Source organism: Virgibacillus halodenitrificans JCM 12304 (genome assembly GCF_001310895.1).
In the GTDB taxonomy this organism is placed as follows: domain Bacteria; phylum Bacillota; class Bacilli; order Bacillales; family Amphibacillaceae; genus Virgibacillus_Q; species Virgibacillus_Q halodenitrificans.
The window spans coordinates 1-17,325 of record NZ_BAZS01000006.1 but is presented as its reverse complement, the minus strand read 5'-3'; the positions used below and the strand labels follow the sequence as shown (position 1 = coordinate 17,325).

The window sequence follows — 17,325 nt, the reverse complement described above, 5'->3', positions numbered from 1 at the left end:
TAGGTATTATGGTAAAGTACTGATTATTTTTTTAATAAACCTTAAAAAGTCATCACGGACTCTTTGAGTTGTTTCAATAACTTCCTCATGCGTTAAAGGTTGATCCAGTATACCAGCTGCCATATTTGAAATACAAGAAACACCTAACACACGTAATCCTGCATGTCCTGCTACTGTTACTTCAGGGACTGTAGACATTCCTACTGCATCCCCTCCCCATGAACGTAACATTCTAATTTCTGCAGGAGTCTCATATGTTGGACCAGTGTTACCTACATATACTCCTTCTTGTACTTGCAAATCTAAATCTTCGGCACATTCCTTCGCTAAACGTATATACGATTTGTCGTAGACCTGAGACATATCTGGAAAACGAGGCCCCAACTGCTCTTCATTTTTTCCAATTAAAGGATTATCACCCATGTTATTAATATGGTCAGTAATTACCATTAGATCTCCAGGTTGAAACTTTTCGTTTATTCCACCAGCTGCATTTGTAACAATAATAGTTTCTATTCCAAGTTGTTTCATTACTCTTACAGGGAATGTAACCTGCTGCATAGAGTAACCTTCATAGTAATGAAAACGCCCTTGCATAGCTAGTACCTCTTTACCTTGAAGTTTACCTATAACTAATTGGCCTTTATGCCTTCCACAGTGGATACAGGAAAACCTGGAATATCTTCATATGAAATATCAATAGCTTCTTCAATTTCTTCAGCTAACACTCCTAAGCCCGAACCTAGAATCAACCCGATTTTAGGAGTAGTATCTAATTTCCCTGAAATATAAGCACTCGCTTCTTTAATTGATGATGGAATCATTAAGCATCTTCCCTTCCTAATTGGTTTAACAAGCTTTTACCGTAAGATGGCAGCTTCACGTTAAAATTATCAGAGATTGTTGCCCCAATATCAGCAAAAGTTTTACTAATAGGCAATTCTTTCCCTTCTTCTATACCTGTATGATAAGCAATTAAAGGAACGTATTCTCGTGTATGATCCGTACCGTGATGAATTGGGTCATTACCATGGTCTGCAGTAATAAGCAGTAAATCATCCTCTTGCAATCTTTCTAACACTTCAGGTAAGCGGGCATCAAATGCTTCTAATGCATCACCATATCCCTTGGGATCACGTCGATGGCCGTACTTCGCATCAAAATCCACTAAATTCAAAAAGCTGATTCCTTTAAAATCTTTTGACATTGTATCTACAAGCTTAGTCATACCATCCTCGTTATCAATGGTTCTAATAGCTTCAGTAACCCCTTCCCCATCATAAATATCGGAAATTTTTCCTAGGGCAATTACATCATAGTTTTCATCCTTTAATTCATTCATTACCGTTCTTCCAAACGGCTTTAAAGCATAGTCATGACGATTAGCTGTCCGTTGAAAAGAACCAGGATCACCAACAAATGGACGTGCGATTACACGACCAACCATATATTTTTCATCGAGAGTTAACTCACGCGCCATTTCACATATACGATATTGTTCCTCAATAGGAACAATGTCTTCATGTGCAGCTATTTGCAGTACAGAGTCGGCAGAAGTGTAAACAATTAAGGCTCCGGTTTCCATATGCTCCTGGCCAAGTTCTTCAATAATTTCCGTACCGGAAGCAGGTTTATTTCCAATTATTTTCCGTCCGGATTTTTTTTCTAACTCTTGGATTAACTCATCTGGAAAGCCATCAGGAAATGTACGAAATGGCTGTTCTATATATAAACCCATTATTTCCCAATGACCTGTCATCGTATCCTTGCCATTTGAAGCCTCTTGCATTTTTGTATAATACGCCAACGGTCTTTCTGCCTTTTTTATTCCTTGAATTTCTCGAATATTACTTAATCCAAGCTTCCCCATATTAGGCATTTTAAGTCCTTTCATATGTTCTGCAATATGTCCTAATGTATCTGCACCTAAATCGTTGAATTCAGCCGCATCCGGTGCTTCACCAATTCCAACAGAATCCATAACAATTAAAAATACACGATTAAATTTTTTCATACCTAAAACCTCCCATAAATTGTATTCCCATTTCCTAGATATAATATGTCCAGTATTCTAAGACTACTGAACGAAACAACAACTTGTAGGATGTCAGACAACTATAATTAAAAGATTATGCCCTAGGATGATAGGCTGTATAAATATCTTTTAATCTATCTTGGTGACATGTGTATAAATTTGAGTAGTTGAAATGTCAACATGGCCTAGCATTTCCTGAACAACTCTCAGATCGGCTCCATTCTCTAATAAATGTGTCGCAAAGGAATGTCGCAAAGTATGTGGCGTAATCTTTTTTTGGATACCAGCACGATTAGCATTTGCTTTAAGTATCTTCCAAAAACCCTGTCGTGTGAGAGGTCTGCCATGCTGATTAAGGAACAACACATTCCCATCCTTATTATTTTTCCCTAATATTGATCTTCCCTTTCTAATGTATTCTTCAAGGGACTTTATGGCTATATCGCCTAGTGGGACGATCCTTTCTTTATTTCCCTTTCCAACACACTGAACAAAGCCCATAGTTAAATGCAGGTCACTTACTTTTAAATTAATCATCTCGCTAACACGCAAACCCGTTGCGTATAATAACTCAAGCATTGCTTTATTTCTGAGTTCCAAGGGTTTTTCACCAGAAATAGACAACAGTGAATCTATGTCTTTTTCGCTCAGCACATCCGGCAGTTTTCTTTCTTTTCTTGGTGATTCAATATGTAAACTCGCATCTTGCTGTACAAGTTGTTCGCGGATTAAAAACTGATGAAAGGATCTAATTGATGAAGTGTACCTTGCAATACTCGCCGCTGATTTACCTGCATCTTTTAACATTTGAAGGAACGCAATAATATCATTGCGGTGAACTGTTGCCCAATCAGATTTTAACTCTACCTTGCTAAGATAGTTTATATACTGAGTAAGATCACGTTTATATGAAATTAACGTATTCTCAGACAAGCCTCTTTCAATTTGCAGATAATGAAGAAAATCTGAAACAGTATCCTTAAGCATAGTCTATTCTCCTAAACGAAAGAAAATATTCAAACGGTCGATAAACCGATCCTCTGTGTTTGACACCTTTACAGCTGGACCTTCTGGTGGATCATACCGATGAATTTGTTCATATTCATCGTGCATATAACGTAAACCAAAATAAAATAAAAAAGTGCAGGCAGTAAAAATGATAAAAACTTTTAGTATCTCACTAATGATCTGTTTCATGTCATATCTCCTTATTCAGAATTTAAATCCTACTAAAAGATATGCCAGAAATGGATCATATTATACATATAACTAGTTATTCAGTACACTTTAAATGTAACCTTTTTCTATTGATTTGTAAATTATTATGAAGAAAAGGATTTTTGTAATTTATATTTTAAGCAATGGGTATATAAAACTAACTTTATGTAAAAATAAAAAAACCTTTTTTCAGCTGAAAAAGGTTAGTCTATGTTAAGATTTTATGGTTATCTTTTGGCATTGTTTGCACACTCCGTGAAAAGTAAGCTATGATCTTTAACTTGAAACTGCCAATCATTTTCTACAATTTTTTCTACATCTTTCAGCAAATCTTCCACTATTTCTTCAACTGAACCACATTCTATACATACAAGGTGATGATGAAAATGTTCAGCACCTTCTTTTCTCAGATCATATCGAGAGACGCCATCACCGAAATTTATTTTATCCACGATTTTTAACTCAGATAATAATTCCAGTGTACGGTATACTGTTGCTAACCCTATTTCAGGTGCCTTTTCTTTTACCAATAAAAAAATATCTTCAGCACTTAAATGATCTTCTTCACGTTCTAGCAGCACTCTAACAGTTGCTTCTCTCTGAGGCGTAAGTTTATAACTCTGTGCGTGGAGCTGCTTCTTTATATTATCTATTCGATGTTCCATGGCATTTACCTCCCTCGTGTGCCCATCTTCATTATATGCATGAATGAAAAAAGTGTCAAAACAAAATACTACTTTGTATTTATAATAATTATAATATAATAACTGTTATTAGTAAAATGATTTTATTAGAAGCTCCATTGTTTCATTAGCCACAAAAGCTTCCAGTAATGCAGCTATAAAAGAAAATAATAAAAGAAAAGCAAATGTTATGAAATATCTTCCGAATGGTTGAAAAACAGGCTGAGAAATCTTACGTGCAAATAACTTGTTTAACAATTTGAGCGAGAATATCATCGCCAAACTGCCTGCAGTAATATATATTGGAATAATTATAATGTTTTGAGGAGCAATTGACAAAGAAGCTAATAAGAGTCCTTTAAATCCTAGTTGGTTAACAATAAAGCCAATCGAAAACCCCACTACCAGTCCTTTAATAAACAGTAATACCCAAACAATTGGTAATCCGATAACAGATAAACCCAATATAAATAGTAATAATAAGTACTTACTGTGATATAAAAAGCTGCTTTTTAATATATCTACATTTTTAATATCTTGTTGACCTATTATTTGGCCAAAAAACCTCTCTAAATAAAAAAACAATTCCTGTTTTTGAATGAAATTCATACTATTAACCAGGATAGCTCCAAAAACGATTCCGGTAAGAAACAAAATGATCATAAATAGATAAACAGTGGCATTTTCTTTGACATGATCGACTACTATGAGAGATTTATTTTTGTACATCGGAATCCTCCATTCAATAAATACGACTATAGTAGAAATCTATGAAGGATCCCGAAGTAAAATACCAAGTTCTCTATCTTTTTCCTATCTTTTCATATAAATTTATTCTGAACCCATCGCAACACGGCGCAAAGAAGATACTGCAATAGCAAACGAGCAGATGCTCCACCTGTTACCGAAAATATGAAAAAGGATCTATTTATTAGTAAGTTGAGTTCTATACCACGGCTATTTGGATTTTACACTTCCGTATTTGCCTCCGCCCCCAGCTTCTATTTCCAACTTACCTTCGCGCATCTGTATAATATAGTGTGCAAGCTTTTCAGGAACTATCTTCACCAATTCTTCAAATGAAACATGGTGGATAATATTCATTTCGGTTGCAAACTGATCTAAAAGTTTCTCAAACGTCCTTTTTCCTAAAGCAGGCAGATATTCTAATGGCACTTGGTATAAATAAGGTGGCCGCTCCCTTTTAAAATTACTATCTTGTTTTAGTTCCTGAATCCGATCAAACACGCCTTTAATAATCTTTTTAGAACCACAAACCGGGCACTCTATGGTATCAGAAGGTAATTTCGAAAAGCATTTGTTGCAAACTGTAGTATGATATTTTCCCAACTGTGGTTCATACCAAAATTTTTAGTAACCTTCCTACCTTCTAATTGGTGTAAAGCCCACAGAAATTCTTTAAATGACGGTTTGTCCATTTTAATCTCCTGATATTCTCTAGCTATTTTTGCTAGAGAGTGTGCATCCGAATTAGTTAAAAATGTATAAGCATGTAGTTCCTTAATTTGATCAGCCATTTCTGTATCAGAGCTTAACCCCAACTCAACACCATCAATTAAATCTGGATCGAGTACTTCCTCCAACGATTCTCTTACCCCTTTACCATATAAACTTTTAAACGGAGTAAATATGTGGGCGGGGATAAATATACCTTCCAGTTCTTTTACTTTATACTGTAATTCCTTGGCTGTTCCGTAATATCTTTGAGAGCTTAATGTAATGTTCTTCATTTTGGTTGTAAGCCATTCAGAAAAAAGGCTGATTTTTTCCAAAGTAGGAAGGAAACAAAGAACATGAATTGGCCCTAAACAATTATCATCATACACCTCTATTTCTGAACCAAGTAATAAAGTAACTTCTTCAAATTGGATACCACCATCTGTCAATTCATATGCTTTTCCTTCACTTATCAGGTTTTTAATTTCCTGCTGTACAGCAGGAGCATGGCTATCAATTACTCCTACCATGTCAATACCCTTATTACGGCTTGATTCTTTTAATATATTTGTAAGTGTAAGATTTTTGGACCCTGTTATTTTCACTGGCTTCCCATATATATCTCTACCTACGTGAATGTGCATATCTGCAAAATAAGGTGTAAGCATCAAAATCTCCCCAAAGCATGCAAATATAAAATTGCATAGTTTGTTTTTGCATCATGGATACGCTCTTCTTCTACATATTTCTTTGCTTCATCTAAGCTAAGCTCAAGTATTTCCACAAATTCATCTTCATCTCCTGCTGGAGGATTTTCTATTTTTTTTATTTCATCAGTTATATAAATATACATCAATTCATCCGCAAAGCCGGGAGAAGTATAAAATGATGTAACAAGTGAGAGATTATTTGTTGTATATCCTGTTTCTTCTTCCAATTCACGAATGCCAGTAAGCTCTGGCTTTTCGCCTTTTTCAAGTTTTCCTGCCGGAAGTTCAATAAGTGATTTTTCCAAGGGTTTACGATACTGCTCTACAAAAACTATCTTATTTTCCTCAGTAATTGCGATTACTGCAACGGCTCCTGTGTGATTAATAATTTCTCTTTTAGCCGTTTTTCCATTAGGTAAAGTAACGTCATCCACCTTCAAGTGAACAACCTTCCCATCATAAATTGTTTTGGATTCTATCGTGTTTTCAGTAAATTTATCCATCTCAATCATCCTTTTATATCTCTTTTTATTTCATTCTAGCATACTTATATATACCCAATAAAAAATAGTTGTATTTCTTTATATTAATTCCTACAATAATAGTTAGGATTGGAGGTATTTATTATGCAAAAAAACCGGTTAGGCAATTCCGAATTGCATGTATCAGAACTAACACTCGGCTGTATGTCACTTGGTAAGGATCAGAAACAAGCAGGGAATATTATTGACTATGCACTGGAACATAATATTAACCATTTAGATACTGCTGACTTATATGATTTTGGAAAAAATGAAGAAGTAGTAGGTAAAGCTATTAAAGAAAAACGTGAGCAGATCATTCTGACATCAAAAGTTGGGAATAATTTTAATAAGGAAGACAAGAACTGGTATTGGGACCCTTCAAAAAAGCATATTACTGAAGGATTGAAAGATAGTCTGAAGCGATTGCAAACAGATTACATTGATTTTTATATGCTCCATGGAGGTACAATTGAGGATCCAATTGATGAAACAATCGAAGCCTTTGAGATTTTAAAAAGAGAAGGGTTGATTAGAGCTTATGGTATATCATCCATACGTCCTAATGTTATAAAAGAATACGTAAAACATTCCAATATAGATGCTGTTATGATGCAGTATAACATTCTCGACCGAAGGCCAGAGGAAGAAATACTCGACCTGCTCCACTCCAACAACATTAGTGTTTTGGCAAGAGGCCCACTTGCCAAGGGAATGCTAAGTAATCATTCAGCTAATGTGATCGCCCGAAAAGGCAAAGAAGGCTTTCTTGATTATAGCTTTAAAGAACTTACAGATATAAATAAAAACTTGGCTACACTTTGTGATGAGGATTTCACTTTAAACGAAATGGCACTAAAATATACACTAAAAAACCCTGCCATAGCAAGCGCAGTATTTGGTGCAAGCTCAGTTGAGCAAGTTAAAGAGAATATTGCGAACTATAATAAAGAGCCATTATCTGATGAGTTATACTCAAAGATTAGGCAAATAAGCAAGCCAATTCAATATAACGCTCATAGATAAAGCAACGAAGGGGATCCCCCTTCATTGCTTAGCCATTAAAAACCCTTCTATCCGGCAAAAAAGGATTCAATATACCTTCCGGACTAGATAATCGAAACATCCCATTCACAACAGTTAATTTCATCTCATCAGAAAAAAATGTTGCTTGCTGCTCTTCCATTACAGTCTTGTATTCTTCATTTTCTACTACAATATAATTATTGGGGAGACGATCAACAAAGCGAATCATCGGAATCCCATTAACTCCGCAACCGCAACCTTCCGTATCATACCATAGCAGTAAATAAGGAAAATTCATTGTATTTATTTCCTTTAGTTTCTTCTTAGCTACTGGACTAATTTCTAGTTTCAACCTCATGGCCCTCCCAGTACTTTATTTTCTTACTTTTTATTAAACTGCTTTTTTAATAGTCTTTCCATAAGCCCTGGAAATAATTGATATAGTTTACTCCCCATCTCCATCCATACTGGTAGGTTTATTTCCCGTTTACGTTTAAATAAAACACCAACGACCCTGCCTGCTACATAATCCGGATCTAGCATGTACTTTTCTACACTCTTCTGATAATTCCCTTCCGGATCAGCCTTCCTAAAAAAATTCGTCTTAACAGGGCCTAAGTTAATAGATGTTACATAGACATGGTGAGCTTTTGTTTCTAATCGCAGACCATTGGTATATCCGATTACAGCATGTTTTGTTGCTGCATAAACTGCAGATTTAGGTGTGGCAATTTTTCCTGCCTGGGATGCGATATTAATAATATGTCCTTGACCATATTCAATAAAGTGAGGTAAAAATAGTTGAGTAAGCTTGATAACCGAATTAACATTTAAAAATAGCATTTCCTCTGTTTCCTGCCAACTAGTATCTATAATATATTTAAAGTATCCTAAGCCTGCGTTATTAATTAAACCATGTACTTGTTCTTGCTCTTTAATAATTCTGTCCGCAAGCTTTTTTACTTCTTGGACGTCAATTAAATTAATTTGATATACAGGACTATTAATATGGTAATCCCTCTTAATAGAGTGCTGTAAATTATCCAGTTTCTCCTTAGACCTTGCCAACAAAATAGGAATCCCACCATTTAAAGCAACATGTCTGGCAATTTGTTCTCCGATTCCGCTTGAAGCGCCTGTGACAATAATTTTTTTATTTGTTAATTTATTTTGTTTCATATACATATTGTCCATTGACTAAGTCTTTTTCAATTAAACCTTCATTTTCTAAATAATCAAGCTGCCCGATAGTTTCTGACATAGTTAAACCAATCTGCTTTTCATATTGTTTTGGGAATAGCTGCTTACATATTTGATAGGGAGAAGCGGACTCCTTTTTTAGATATTGGTAAACTTTATCTGCTCGCTGTTCCTGCCTCGATAATTGATGTTCTACTACTTCATCTACATTAGAAAATACAGGACCATGGCCTGGCAAAACAGTTCGAATACTTGCCTCTTTGCATTTAATTAAATTCGACCTAAACTGCAGTAAAGATTTAGAACGGTCGTTTTGCCCTTCATATGGTGGTTCAATGAGTGGATTAGGAGAGATACGCTGTAAAAGATGGTCTCCCCCTATAAACATGCCGTCTTGTTCTCTTAGAAAAGATAAATGACTCTGTGCGTGTCCCTTTGTTTCAATAACACTCCAATCTTCATGTCCTGGTAGATTTTGTCCTTCATCAATAAATTCAGTTAACTGCCCTCGACCAAAATACTCAAAGGCTATCCGCTCCTTCTCCATTTCAGATTGAAAAGAGTCGGGAACCCCATTCACATGAAAACAAGTTTTAAAGAATTCAATATAATTGTCAATAAAACCTTCGTCCCTAATTAAAAAGGGATTTATATATCTGTGTCCTACAATACTTCTCACCCGTGGAAATTCTTCAATTAGCCCTATATGGTCAGGATGGTGATGAGTTAATATAATTTGCTCTATATCATTTGGTGAATAGTTTAATTGCTTTAACTGACTCGTCAGTGCTTCCCACGCTTCCTTTGTTTTTACACCAGCATCTACTAATGACAATGTATCTCCCTTCAAAAGATATACATGTGTATCCCCCACTGCAAAAGGAGTGGGAAGGGTGATTTGACTAATATCCTTATTAATAACTTTCATTTAGAATCCCCCAAAACTGAACATCCATTCATTTTTATATTAATCTTACATCTTTTTAAAGAGATTGTCACAGTATTATGCTACTTTTTTAATAATTGTTTTATTGCCTCCGACACAATTTCCGGTAATACTTCAAAGCTGTACGATAATTCTAGCCGTTCTGTCCACTGATGCGCGTCCTTTCCAAGAGGACCAATATTTAAAATAGGCATCGTTAGTTTTTCCATAATATCACTTGGAAAAGTGAACCCATGATTTTGCAATGGCATATTGACTGTTAACTGATCCAACTTCCCTTTGGAGGATACCGGGCCAATAAAACTCAAATCGGACAAACCAGTAAAAAATTCGGACACAGTCAAGGACAGGCCATACTTGTCAGCTACGTATTCCTTCACATAATCCATAACCCGACTAATATACTTATCTTGATGGGAAGATACCGCTGGATAAAATGGAGGGCTGTAAAATAAAACTATTAACGGTGTGAGATCTTTACACATTGCTGCCAACTCTTGAACAAGTAATGTAGAAAAATCCCTGTCGCCTTGTTCTCTCTGATTTACCAATAAATTTTGTATTCTATCAATTTCATCTTGGCCAAACCGCTTAACCGCTTCATTGTATAGTTCTTCATACATCATTACATGCACTTTTGAGTAAGACATGGTAAAATCAGATGCCATATCAGCATACTTTTCAGCTTTTTCATTAACATGTGTTTCTATATTTTTCGCAGCTTTTTTTGCGCTTTCAAGTAATTTTTCATTTATATCGTTAAAAGATTGCTGAAGGTACAAAACATTATACATAGAAACAGCAGCTTGCGGAGTTTGCACAGAATATTCCTCTTTCAAATCTCGCTGCATAAGACTTACAGGTGGTGGAGTTACTTCATCTCCTGCTTTCTCAATAAATGATTCGTTTAATTCAAGCTGCTGGGATAGAAAGCTATTCATAAGATTCGGATTTATTCCGGAGAAAGGCTCTCCTACATGGGACTCTTTGCCATAACAATAAAAACCGGGAAGCACCTTACCGATTGAACCAGTATACACATAATAAGATGGATCACCAGGATACTTACTAAACATCGGCTCTCCGTTTAGGCAGGCATTAAATTCAAGGTTTTCCCTTTCTTTTAACTGATTTAAAACTGGTAATGCAGTTAACATACCTTTTGAGTTCACTTCCTCATCGGGAACAGTAAGAAGTAAAATGTTGCCATTAAACTCACCATTCATAGCCCTTTCAAGCATAGATAAATGAATGGATAATCCTGCTTTCATATCCATTGTCCCTCTGCCAAACAGCCATTCTCCCTGTTTAAGATCTTTTTGTACTTGTAAAGGTAATTGATCGTAAATCTTATTCATTTCCTTCGTAAGTTCCTTTGGACGGAATGCTAAATTTTCTAACGATCCATAATCCTCTGTTCCAACGACATCGAAATGGCTTAGCAAAATTATTGTTTCTTTTGTATTAGAAGCTCCTTTAACAAGAGCAGTTAACAAATGCCTGCCATCGTCCAAAGGGTGTAGATTTAAGTGATCGGAGTTTTTTTGGAAATAAGTCTTTTCCGCTAATAAATGATGGAGATATTCTGCCAAAGCTATTTCCGCATTTGTACCTGTTACACTTTGGTAGTGAGCAAGTGAAGAAAGTAATTCAGTTAATTGTTCCTTTGATTGCCAACTATTCATCATAATCCTCCTGTACAAATTGACTTTTATAACTAAATAAAACACAATCATAAGAGAGGTGAATTCATTGAAAACAGAAATTTATGCTCATCGTGGCTCAAGTCTTTTGGCACCTGAAAATACAATGGCTGCGTTTCAATTAGCCTTTCAACAAGGTGCTCAAGGCATAGAAACAGATGTTCAGCTCACAAAAGATAACATCCCCGTCCTTATTCACGATGAACGCGTTAATCGTACAACGAATGGAAAGGGTTATGTTAAGGACTATACATTTCAACAGCTGAAACAACTGGATGCCGGTGCTTGGTTCAATACAGAGTTTGCAGGTGCCACCGTCCCCTCTCTAGAAGAGTTCCTCAAATGGTTCGGTGGAAAGCCTCTTACTTTAAATATAGAATTAAAAAACAATAAAATAGATTATAAGAATATGGAGTCCATTGTGTATGATTTGCTCTATTCCTATGATTTACTTGATCGTACCATACTATCTACCTTTAATCCAAACAGTGTAGAACGCTTAAGGAAGATCTCTCAACATCTAAATTGTGCATTATTACGTTCCAGGAGAAAAAAGCAGCTTATCACCTATGCTAAAGAACTCGGTGCAAACGCCATTCATATAAAATACCGGTTATTATCAAACTCACTTGTTCAACAATGTAAACGGCAAGGGTTACAAGTTAGAGTTTATACTGTAAATCATCCTAGACAAATAAAGCGTTGTTTGGACCTTGAGGTTAATGGAGTTATTACGGATGTACCGAACATTGCACTAAGCCATTTATAAAAAGCATAAATACTGCTTATAAGTTACTTAAAGATTTAAGATTTACTTAGAAAAATTTACTACTAACTATCTAACAGGAGGAATGAATAATGACAAAGTTATTCTCACCAATTAATTTTAAAAAAATCAGTCTAAAGAACCGAATTGTTATGTCTCCCATGTGCATGTATTCCTGCTTCAATGAAGACGGTATGATTACACCCTTTCATGTCACTCATTATGTCTCAAGAGCGATGGGTCAAGTGGGTTTAGTAATGACAGAAGCTGCTGCTGTGTTACCAGAAGGGCGTATTTCTCCTCAAGACCTAGGGATCTGGAATAATGAGCAAGTTGCAGGTTTAACCGATTTAAATAATCAAATTCACCAAGCAGGAAGTAAATCTGCTATCCAGCTTGCGCATGCTGGCAGGAAAGCACAAGTAGATACTCCCATATATTCAGCCTCGACGCTTGCTTTTGATGAGTCATATAAAAAGCCACAGCAAATGACATGGCAAAATATTAATGAAGTGGTATCTGCATTTCGCGATGCTGCGATTAGAGCTGATAAAGCTAATTTTGATATTATAGAAATACATGCAGCCCATGGCTATTTAATTAATCAGTTTCTATCCCCCCTAACAAATAAAAGAACAGACAATTATGGTGGCACTAGAGCGAACAGATATCGACTATTAAGAGAAATTGTCACAGCTATAAAAGAAGTTTGGGAAGGTCCTATCTTTGTCAGGCTTTCTACAGACGAATATAATGAGGAGGGAAACTCACTTGCTGACATTATATATTTTTCAAATATGTTAAAGGAGCAAGGTGTTGATCTAATCGATTGTAGTTCAGGTGGTGTAATTCCTGCTAAAATCCATACATACCCAGGCTACCAATTAAAACGCTGTGAATTTATTAAACAAAAAGCTAATATAAAAACAGGGGCTGTTGGACTGATTACAACTGGCTTACAGGCAGAAGAAATTCTTCAAAACGAACGTGCAAATCTTATCTTTATCGGTAGAGCTTTACTTCGCAATCCATATTGGGCAAAAACAGCTGCTGATGAAATCAATTATGAGATAGAAGCACCGCAACAATATAAACGCGGTTGGTTTTAAGTAAAACGGAGGTTCAATTTATGGAATTAATCTTTCTTGGAACAGGTGCAGGGCTTCCCTCTAAAGAACGCAACGTCTCTTCAGTTGCACTTACTTTATTACAGGAACAAAATAATATTTGGCTTTTTGATTGTGGTGAGGCTACACAGCACCAAATTCTGCGCACCTCAATAAAACTTAAGAAAATAAATAAAATTTTCATTACACATTTACATGGGGACCATATTTTTGGTTTACCTGGCTTACTAAGTAGCAGATCCTTTCAAGGCGGTGAAGAATTACTCACTATCTATGGACCTCATGGTATTAAAGAGTATGTCAACACATCTTTACAACTTAGCGGCACACATCTTACTTATCCAATTAATATCGTAGAGCTGTCGGAGGGCAAGCTATTTGAGAATGATCAATTTGTTGTGGAAACAAAACATCTTGATCATGGTCTTCCTAGCTTTGGATTCCGAATTATAGAAAAAGATAAACCCGGGGAATTGTTAGTGTCCAAATTAAAAGAGATAGGTATTAAGCCTGGCCCTATTTACAAACAAATTAAGGAAAATACTAAAATAAAGCTATCCAATGGCCAATATATTTATCGCAAGGACTTTCTAGGTGAAGATAAAAAAGGAAGAGTTATTAGCATTCTTGGGGACACTCGTTTTACACACGTTAATAGTAATTTTGTAAAGAATTCAGATGTTTTAGTGCATGAAGCTACTTTTGGTGGGGCATTAGAAGATCTTGCAGAAAAATACTATCACACTACTACCGAACAAGCGGCAAGGCTTGCTAAAGCCAGTAATTGTTCAAAATTAATATTGACTCACATTTCCTCTCGGTACCAATCAGAAGATATAGAGAATTTGATTGATGAAGCCAGGAGAATATTCCCTAATACGGAAATAGCTAATGATTTTACTCATATAAATTTATAGATAAATAAAAAAGGGAGAGCTTTTAATGGAACAATATTCATCTATGATAGCTAACCAACGTACTTTTTTTAAAAACGGTAACACACTGGAATTTAATTTCCGTAAAAAACAACTGCAAGAATTGAAGGACATGCTTAAAAACTATGAAGGTGCCATTTACCAAGCTTTAAAGGAAGACTTAAATAAATCCGAACATGAAGTTCTTACAACGGAACTTGGTATTCTTTATACAGAAATTGACTTTGCTATAAAGCATTTGAAAGAATGGATGGAGCCTATTAGCGTAAATGCTCCAATGACGCATAAAGGGACCAAAAATCTTATTATGAAGGAACCGTTTGGTGTAATATTAATTATGGCTCCATGGAATTACCCTTTACAACTAGCTCTAGCACCAGTAATAGGTGCAATTGCTGCTGGTAATTGTGTCGTTATTAAACCATCAGAATATGCTACCGCGACATCTGCGTTGCTGGAGGAGATGATTCGCGACACATTCGATCCTTCGTTCATTAGGGTCATTCAGGGAGATAAAGATATTAGTGAGAAATTATTAGAGCAGCGTTTTGATTATATATTTTTTACTGGTAGTTCTTCTGTGGGGAAGATTGTTATGAGAAAAGCAAGTGAGCACCTAACTCCTGTTACGTTAGAACTTGGAGGTAAAAGCCCGGTAATCGTCGATAAAGATGCGAATATTAATCTTGCTGCAAAAAGAATTGTCTGGGGAAAATACACTAATGCCGGGCAAACGTGTGTTGCACCAGATTATTTATATGTTCATGAAAAAGTTAAATTTAAATTAATGAAAGCAATGAAGAAACAGATTAAAGAATTGTTTGGAAAACAGCCATTACGAAATGATGAATACACTCGAATCATTAACCAATTTCACTTTGAACGGCTAAAAAAGTTACTAACTAATGGCAGTATACTTCATGGAGGTATTTCAGACAGTGATACACTCACTATCGAACCAACCATTTTAGATAAAGTTACATGGGAAGATCCGATCATGCAAGAAGAAATTTTCGGCCCTATTCTTCCTGTATTGACCTTTAGTTCAATTGAGAATGCAGTAGAGATAATTAAAAATAACCATAAGCCACTAGCACTTTATTATTTTGGGGAAAATGATAAAATGGCCCATCAGGTTATCCAGTATCTATCCTTCGGGGGAGGAAGTATTAACGATACGTTTTATCACCTAGGAAATCCTTATTTACCTTTCGGTGGGGTTGGAAATAGCGGAATGGGATCATACCATGGGAAATACAGCTTTGAAACTTTTTCCCATAAAAAGAGTATTATGAAGCAGACAACGAAGTTCGATCTGCCATTTCGCTATCCTGGCAGCAAAATTTCCCACTCTATTGTAAAGAAGTTTATGAGCTGAGAGCCATTGGCGGTCTGGTAAACAAAACACTAAGAAACCCACACGTTATCTTTATGTGTGGTTTCTTAGTGTTTATAGTCATCCAGAAAATCCTTTTGAAAGCTAGTAGTTGGATTTTCTTTTTCTTTTCTAATAGAATTTTCCCATCTCTTGAAAACATCTTTACCGTATTTCTGAGATAACTGATCAATAGCTGTATACAACTTTTTCGTTTTGTGCTTCTTTTTCATATGTGAATAGATCTAATTGCTTTGCTATTCTCTGTTTTTCTTGTATATCCTGTACAGTAATTCCAAGGAGACGAATGGGCTCCTCATTCCAATGAAGTTCAAGGAGTTCTTTGGCAAAATATAAGATGTCTTCTTTATCTTCTATAAACATTTGTAATTTTTTACTTCTTGTTATCGTTTTTCGATCTGCATATCGAATCATTAATTGAATACTTTGCCCTACTGCTTGCTTTCTTTTTAATCTTCTTTCAACATTTGTTGCCAAAATAACCATTAATTTTTTAATTTCTTCTTCTTCTATCGTATCATGAGGTAATGTTTGCGAACTGCCAATACTCTTAAAATCGTAAATGGCGTCTGGATCCACACTCCTCTTGTCATTACCATTAGCTCTGTTGTTGAGTCGCTCACCATTAATTCCAAGAACCTGTTTTAACTCATAAACATCTTTTTTTGCCAGATCCCCAATTGTATGTATCTCCATTTTCTTTAATTTTTCAGCGGTTTTATTTCCAACCCCATACATTTCTTCAATTGGAAGTGGCCAAAGAGTAGTACTTAACTCTCTTTTTCTAAGAACAGTAATCCCCATAGGCTTTTTCATATCAGAAGCCATTTTAGCTAAAAACTTATTTGGTGCGATTCCTATACTACAAGGAAGGTCTAACTCATGTAATATGCGATTTTGAATATTTTCCGCAAGTTCAATAGCCTTTTCAGGTGGACCACAATCCGTTACATCCATATAGCCTTCATCAATGGAGACTGGTTGTACTATCGGGGTTATCTCTGAAAGGATTTTAAACATTGCTTTGGATGCAGATCGATAACGATCAAAGTTTGGCCTTAACACTACAAGTTCTGGACATAACCTTCTTGCCTGCCAAAGTGGCATTGTAGTTTTTACACCTTTAGCTCTGGCTTCATAGCTGCTCGTCACAATAATCCCTTTTCTTTCTTCAGGGTTTCCGGCAATCGCTAAAGCCTTTCCTTTTAAATCACTGTCATAAGCCATTTCTACTGATGCATAAAAACAATTCATATCAATATGGAATATTACTCTTCTTTTATTCTGATGTTCAACTACCATACGTATACATCCCTTTTACCCTTCATTACTCTCTATTGTACCAGAATAAAAGTGGCTGCGTCTTGTTGTAAAACTATGTGCATAATAAGGACACAGATATCTTTAACTCTTGCAAAACATTATACCGCAATTGTTGAGGTCCAAACGTATTTTGTTTATTCATAGTTGGAGGAAACTGCGACGTAACTTTATTGATGAAAAGCTCAGTAAAATATTTGAGGAGAAGTGCCCCATTGATTTCCGTTTCAGGCGGACGCTTTCCGCCGGCATGGCCTCAGCCGCTTCCTCCGCTACGCTAC

At 35.8% G+C, this 17,325-nt stretch carries 13 protein-coding genes and 5 pseudogenes; 5 read left to right on the top strand and 13 right to left on the bottom strand.

Annotation, left to right across the window (positions count from 1 at the left end; genetic code table 11):
• Window positions 1-6: 6 nt before the first annotated feature.
• The 8 genes and pseudogenes from JCM12304_RS05025 to JCM12304_RS04990 form a co-directional block, all read right to left on the bottom strand.
• Window positions 7-824 (bottom strand): annotated as a pseudogene (locus JCM12304_RS05025) (purine-nucleoside phosphorylase).
• Window positions 824-2,014 (bottom strand): phosphopentomutase, encoded by a 1,191-nt coding sequence (deoB, locus tag JCM12304_RS05020; RefSeq protein ID WP_019378316.1) that lies wholly within the window; start codon window positions 2,012-2,014, stop codon window positions 824-826. The pseudogene JCM12304_RS05025 and the gene deoB overlap by 1 nt, the downstream one beginning before the upstream one ends.
• Before the next feature lie 115 nt (window positions 2,015-2,129).
• Window positions 2,130-3,022: pseudogene (xerD, locus tag JCM12304_RS05015) on the bottom strand (site-specific tyrosine recombinase XerD).
• A gap of 3 nt (window positions 3,023-3,025) precedes the next feature.
• A complete protein-coding gene (locus JCM12304_RS05010; protein ID WP_019378314.1) occupies window positions 3,026-3,232 on the bottom strand; it encodes a DUF4227 family protein in 207 nt (68 codons plus the stop codon).
• 234 nt (window positions 3,233-3,466) lie between these two features.
• Window positions 3,467-3,918 (bottom strand): annotated as a pseudogene (gene fur / locus JCM12304_RS05005) (ferric iron uptake transcriptional regulator).
• Between the two features lie 108 nt (window positions 3,919-4,026).
• Complete coding sequence (gene spoIIM, locus JCM12304_RS05000) at window positions 4,027-4,665, bottom strand: stage II sporulation protein M (protein ID WP_060678829.1); 639 nt, start codon at window positions 4,663-4,665, stop codon at window positions 4,027-4,029.
• Window positions 4,666-4,893: 228 nt separating this feature from the next.
• Window positions 4,894-6,062: pseudogene (locus JCM12304_RS04995) on the bottom strand (endonuclease Q family protein).
• Window positions 6,062-6,607 carry an NUDIX hydrolase gene (locus JCM12304_RS04990; RefSeq protein ID WP_060678962.1) on the bottom strand — a complete coding sequence of 182 codons (546 nt, stop codon included), beginning with the start codon at window positions 6,605-6,607 and terminating at the stop codon, window positions 6,062-6,064. Before JCM12304_RS04990 ends, JCM12304_RS04995 begins: the two are co-directional and overlap by 1 nt.
• 123 nt (window positions 6,608-6,730) lie before the next feature.
• Here JCM12304_RS04990 and JCM12304_RS04985 point away from each other — a divergent pair, with 123 nt between their 5' ends.
• On the top strand, window positions 6,731-7,651 hold the full coding sequence (locus tag JCM12304_RS04985; protein WP_019378309.1) for an aldo/keto reductase: 921 nt from the start codon (window positions 6,731-6,733) through the stop codon (window positions 7,649-7,651).
• A 28-nt stretch (window positions 7,652-7,679) separates the two neighbouring features.
• Here the strand turns inward: JCM12304_RS04985 and JCM12304_RS04980 are convergent, their stop codons facing one another.
• The 4 genes from JCM12304_RS04980 to JCM12304_RS04965 form a co-directional block, all read right to left on the bottom strand.
• A complete protein-coding gene (locus tag JCM12304_RS04980; RefSeq protein WP_243601648.1) occupies window positions 7,680-8,009 on the bottom strand; it encodes an iron-sulfur cluster biosynthesis family protein in 330 nt (109 codons plus the stop codon).
• Window positions 8,010-8,032: 23 nt separating this feature from the next.
• Complete coding sequence (locus JCM12304_RS04975; protein WP_060678824.1) at window positions 8,033-8,836, bottom strand: SDR family NAD(P)-dependent oxidoreductase; 804 nt, start codon at window positions 8,834-8,836, stop codon at window positions 8,033-8,035.
• On the bottom strand, window positions 8,817-9,779 hold the full coding sequence (locus JCM12304_RS04970) for an MBL fold metallo-hydrolase (protein ID WP_060678822.1): 963 nt from the start codon (window positions 9,777-9,779) through the stop codon (window positions 8,817-8,819). Before JCM12304_RS04970 ends, JCM12304_RS04975 begins: the two co-directional genes overlap by 20 nt.
• An 80-nt stretch (window positions 9,780-9,859) precedes the next feature.
• Window positions 9,860-11,482, bottom strand: a complete 1,623-nt coding sequence (locus JCM12304_RS04965; protein WP_019378305.1) for a M20/M25/M40 family metallo-hydrolase — start codon at window positions 11,480-11,482, stop codon at window positions 9,860-9,862.
• A gap of 67 nt (window positions 11,483-11,549) precedes the next feature.
• Here JCM12304_RS04965 and JCM12304_RS04960 point away from each other — a divergent pair, with 67 nt between their 5' ends.
• From JCM12304_RS04960 to JCM12304_RS04945, 4 genes are all read left to right on the top strand, one after another.
• Window positions 11,550-12,269 carry a glycerophosphodiester phosphodiesterase gene (locus JCM12304_RS04960; protein WP_060678821.1) on the top strand — a complete coding sequence of 240 codons (720 nt, stop codon included), beginning with the start codon at window positions 11,550-11,552 and terminating at the stop codon, window positions 12,267-12,269.
• An 89-nt stretch (window positions 12,270-12,358) separates the two neighbouring features.
• Window positions 12,359-13,375 carry an NADPH dehydrogenase NamA gene (namA, locus tag JCM12304_RS04955; RefSeq protein ID WP_369813136.1) on the top strand — a complete coding sequence of 339 codons (1,017 nt, stop codon included), beginning with the start codon at window positions 12,359-12,361 and terminating at the stop codon, window positions 13,373-13,375.
• A gap of 20 nt (window positions 13,376-13,395) precedes the next feature.
• Entirely contained in the window at window positions 13,396-14,310 is a 915-nt protein-coding gene (rnz, locus tag JCM12304_RS04950; RefSeq protein ID WP_060678817.1) for a ribonuclease Z, read from the top strand.
• 25 nt (window positions 14,311-14,335) lie between these two features.
• Window positions 14,336-15,706 carry an aldehyde dehydrogenase gene (locus tag JCM12304_RS04945; RefSeq protein WP_060678815.1) on the top strand — a complete coding sequence of 457 codons (1,371 nt, stop codon included), beginning with the start codon at window positions 14,336-14,338 and terminating at the stop codon, window positions 15,704-15,706.
• A 65-nt stretch (window positions 15,707-15,771) separates the two neighbouring features.
• Here JCM12304_RS04945 and JCM12304_RS04940 read toward each other — a convergent pair.
• Window positions 15,772-17,026: pseudogene (locus JCM12304_RS04940) on the bottom strand (DNA polymerase IV).
• Between the last annotated feature and the right edge of the window lie 299 nt (window positions 17,027-17,325).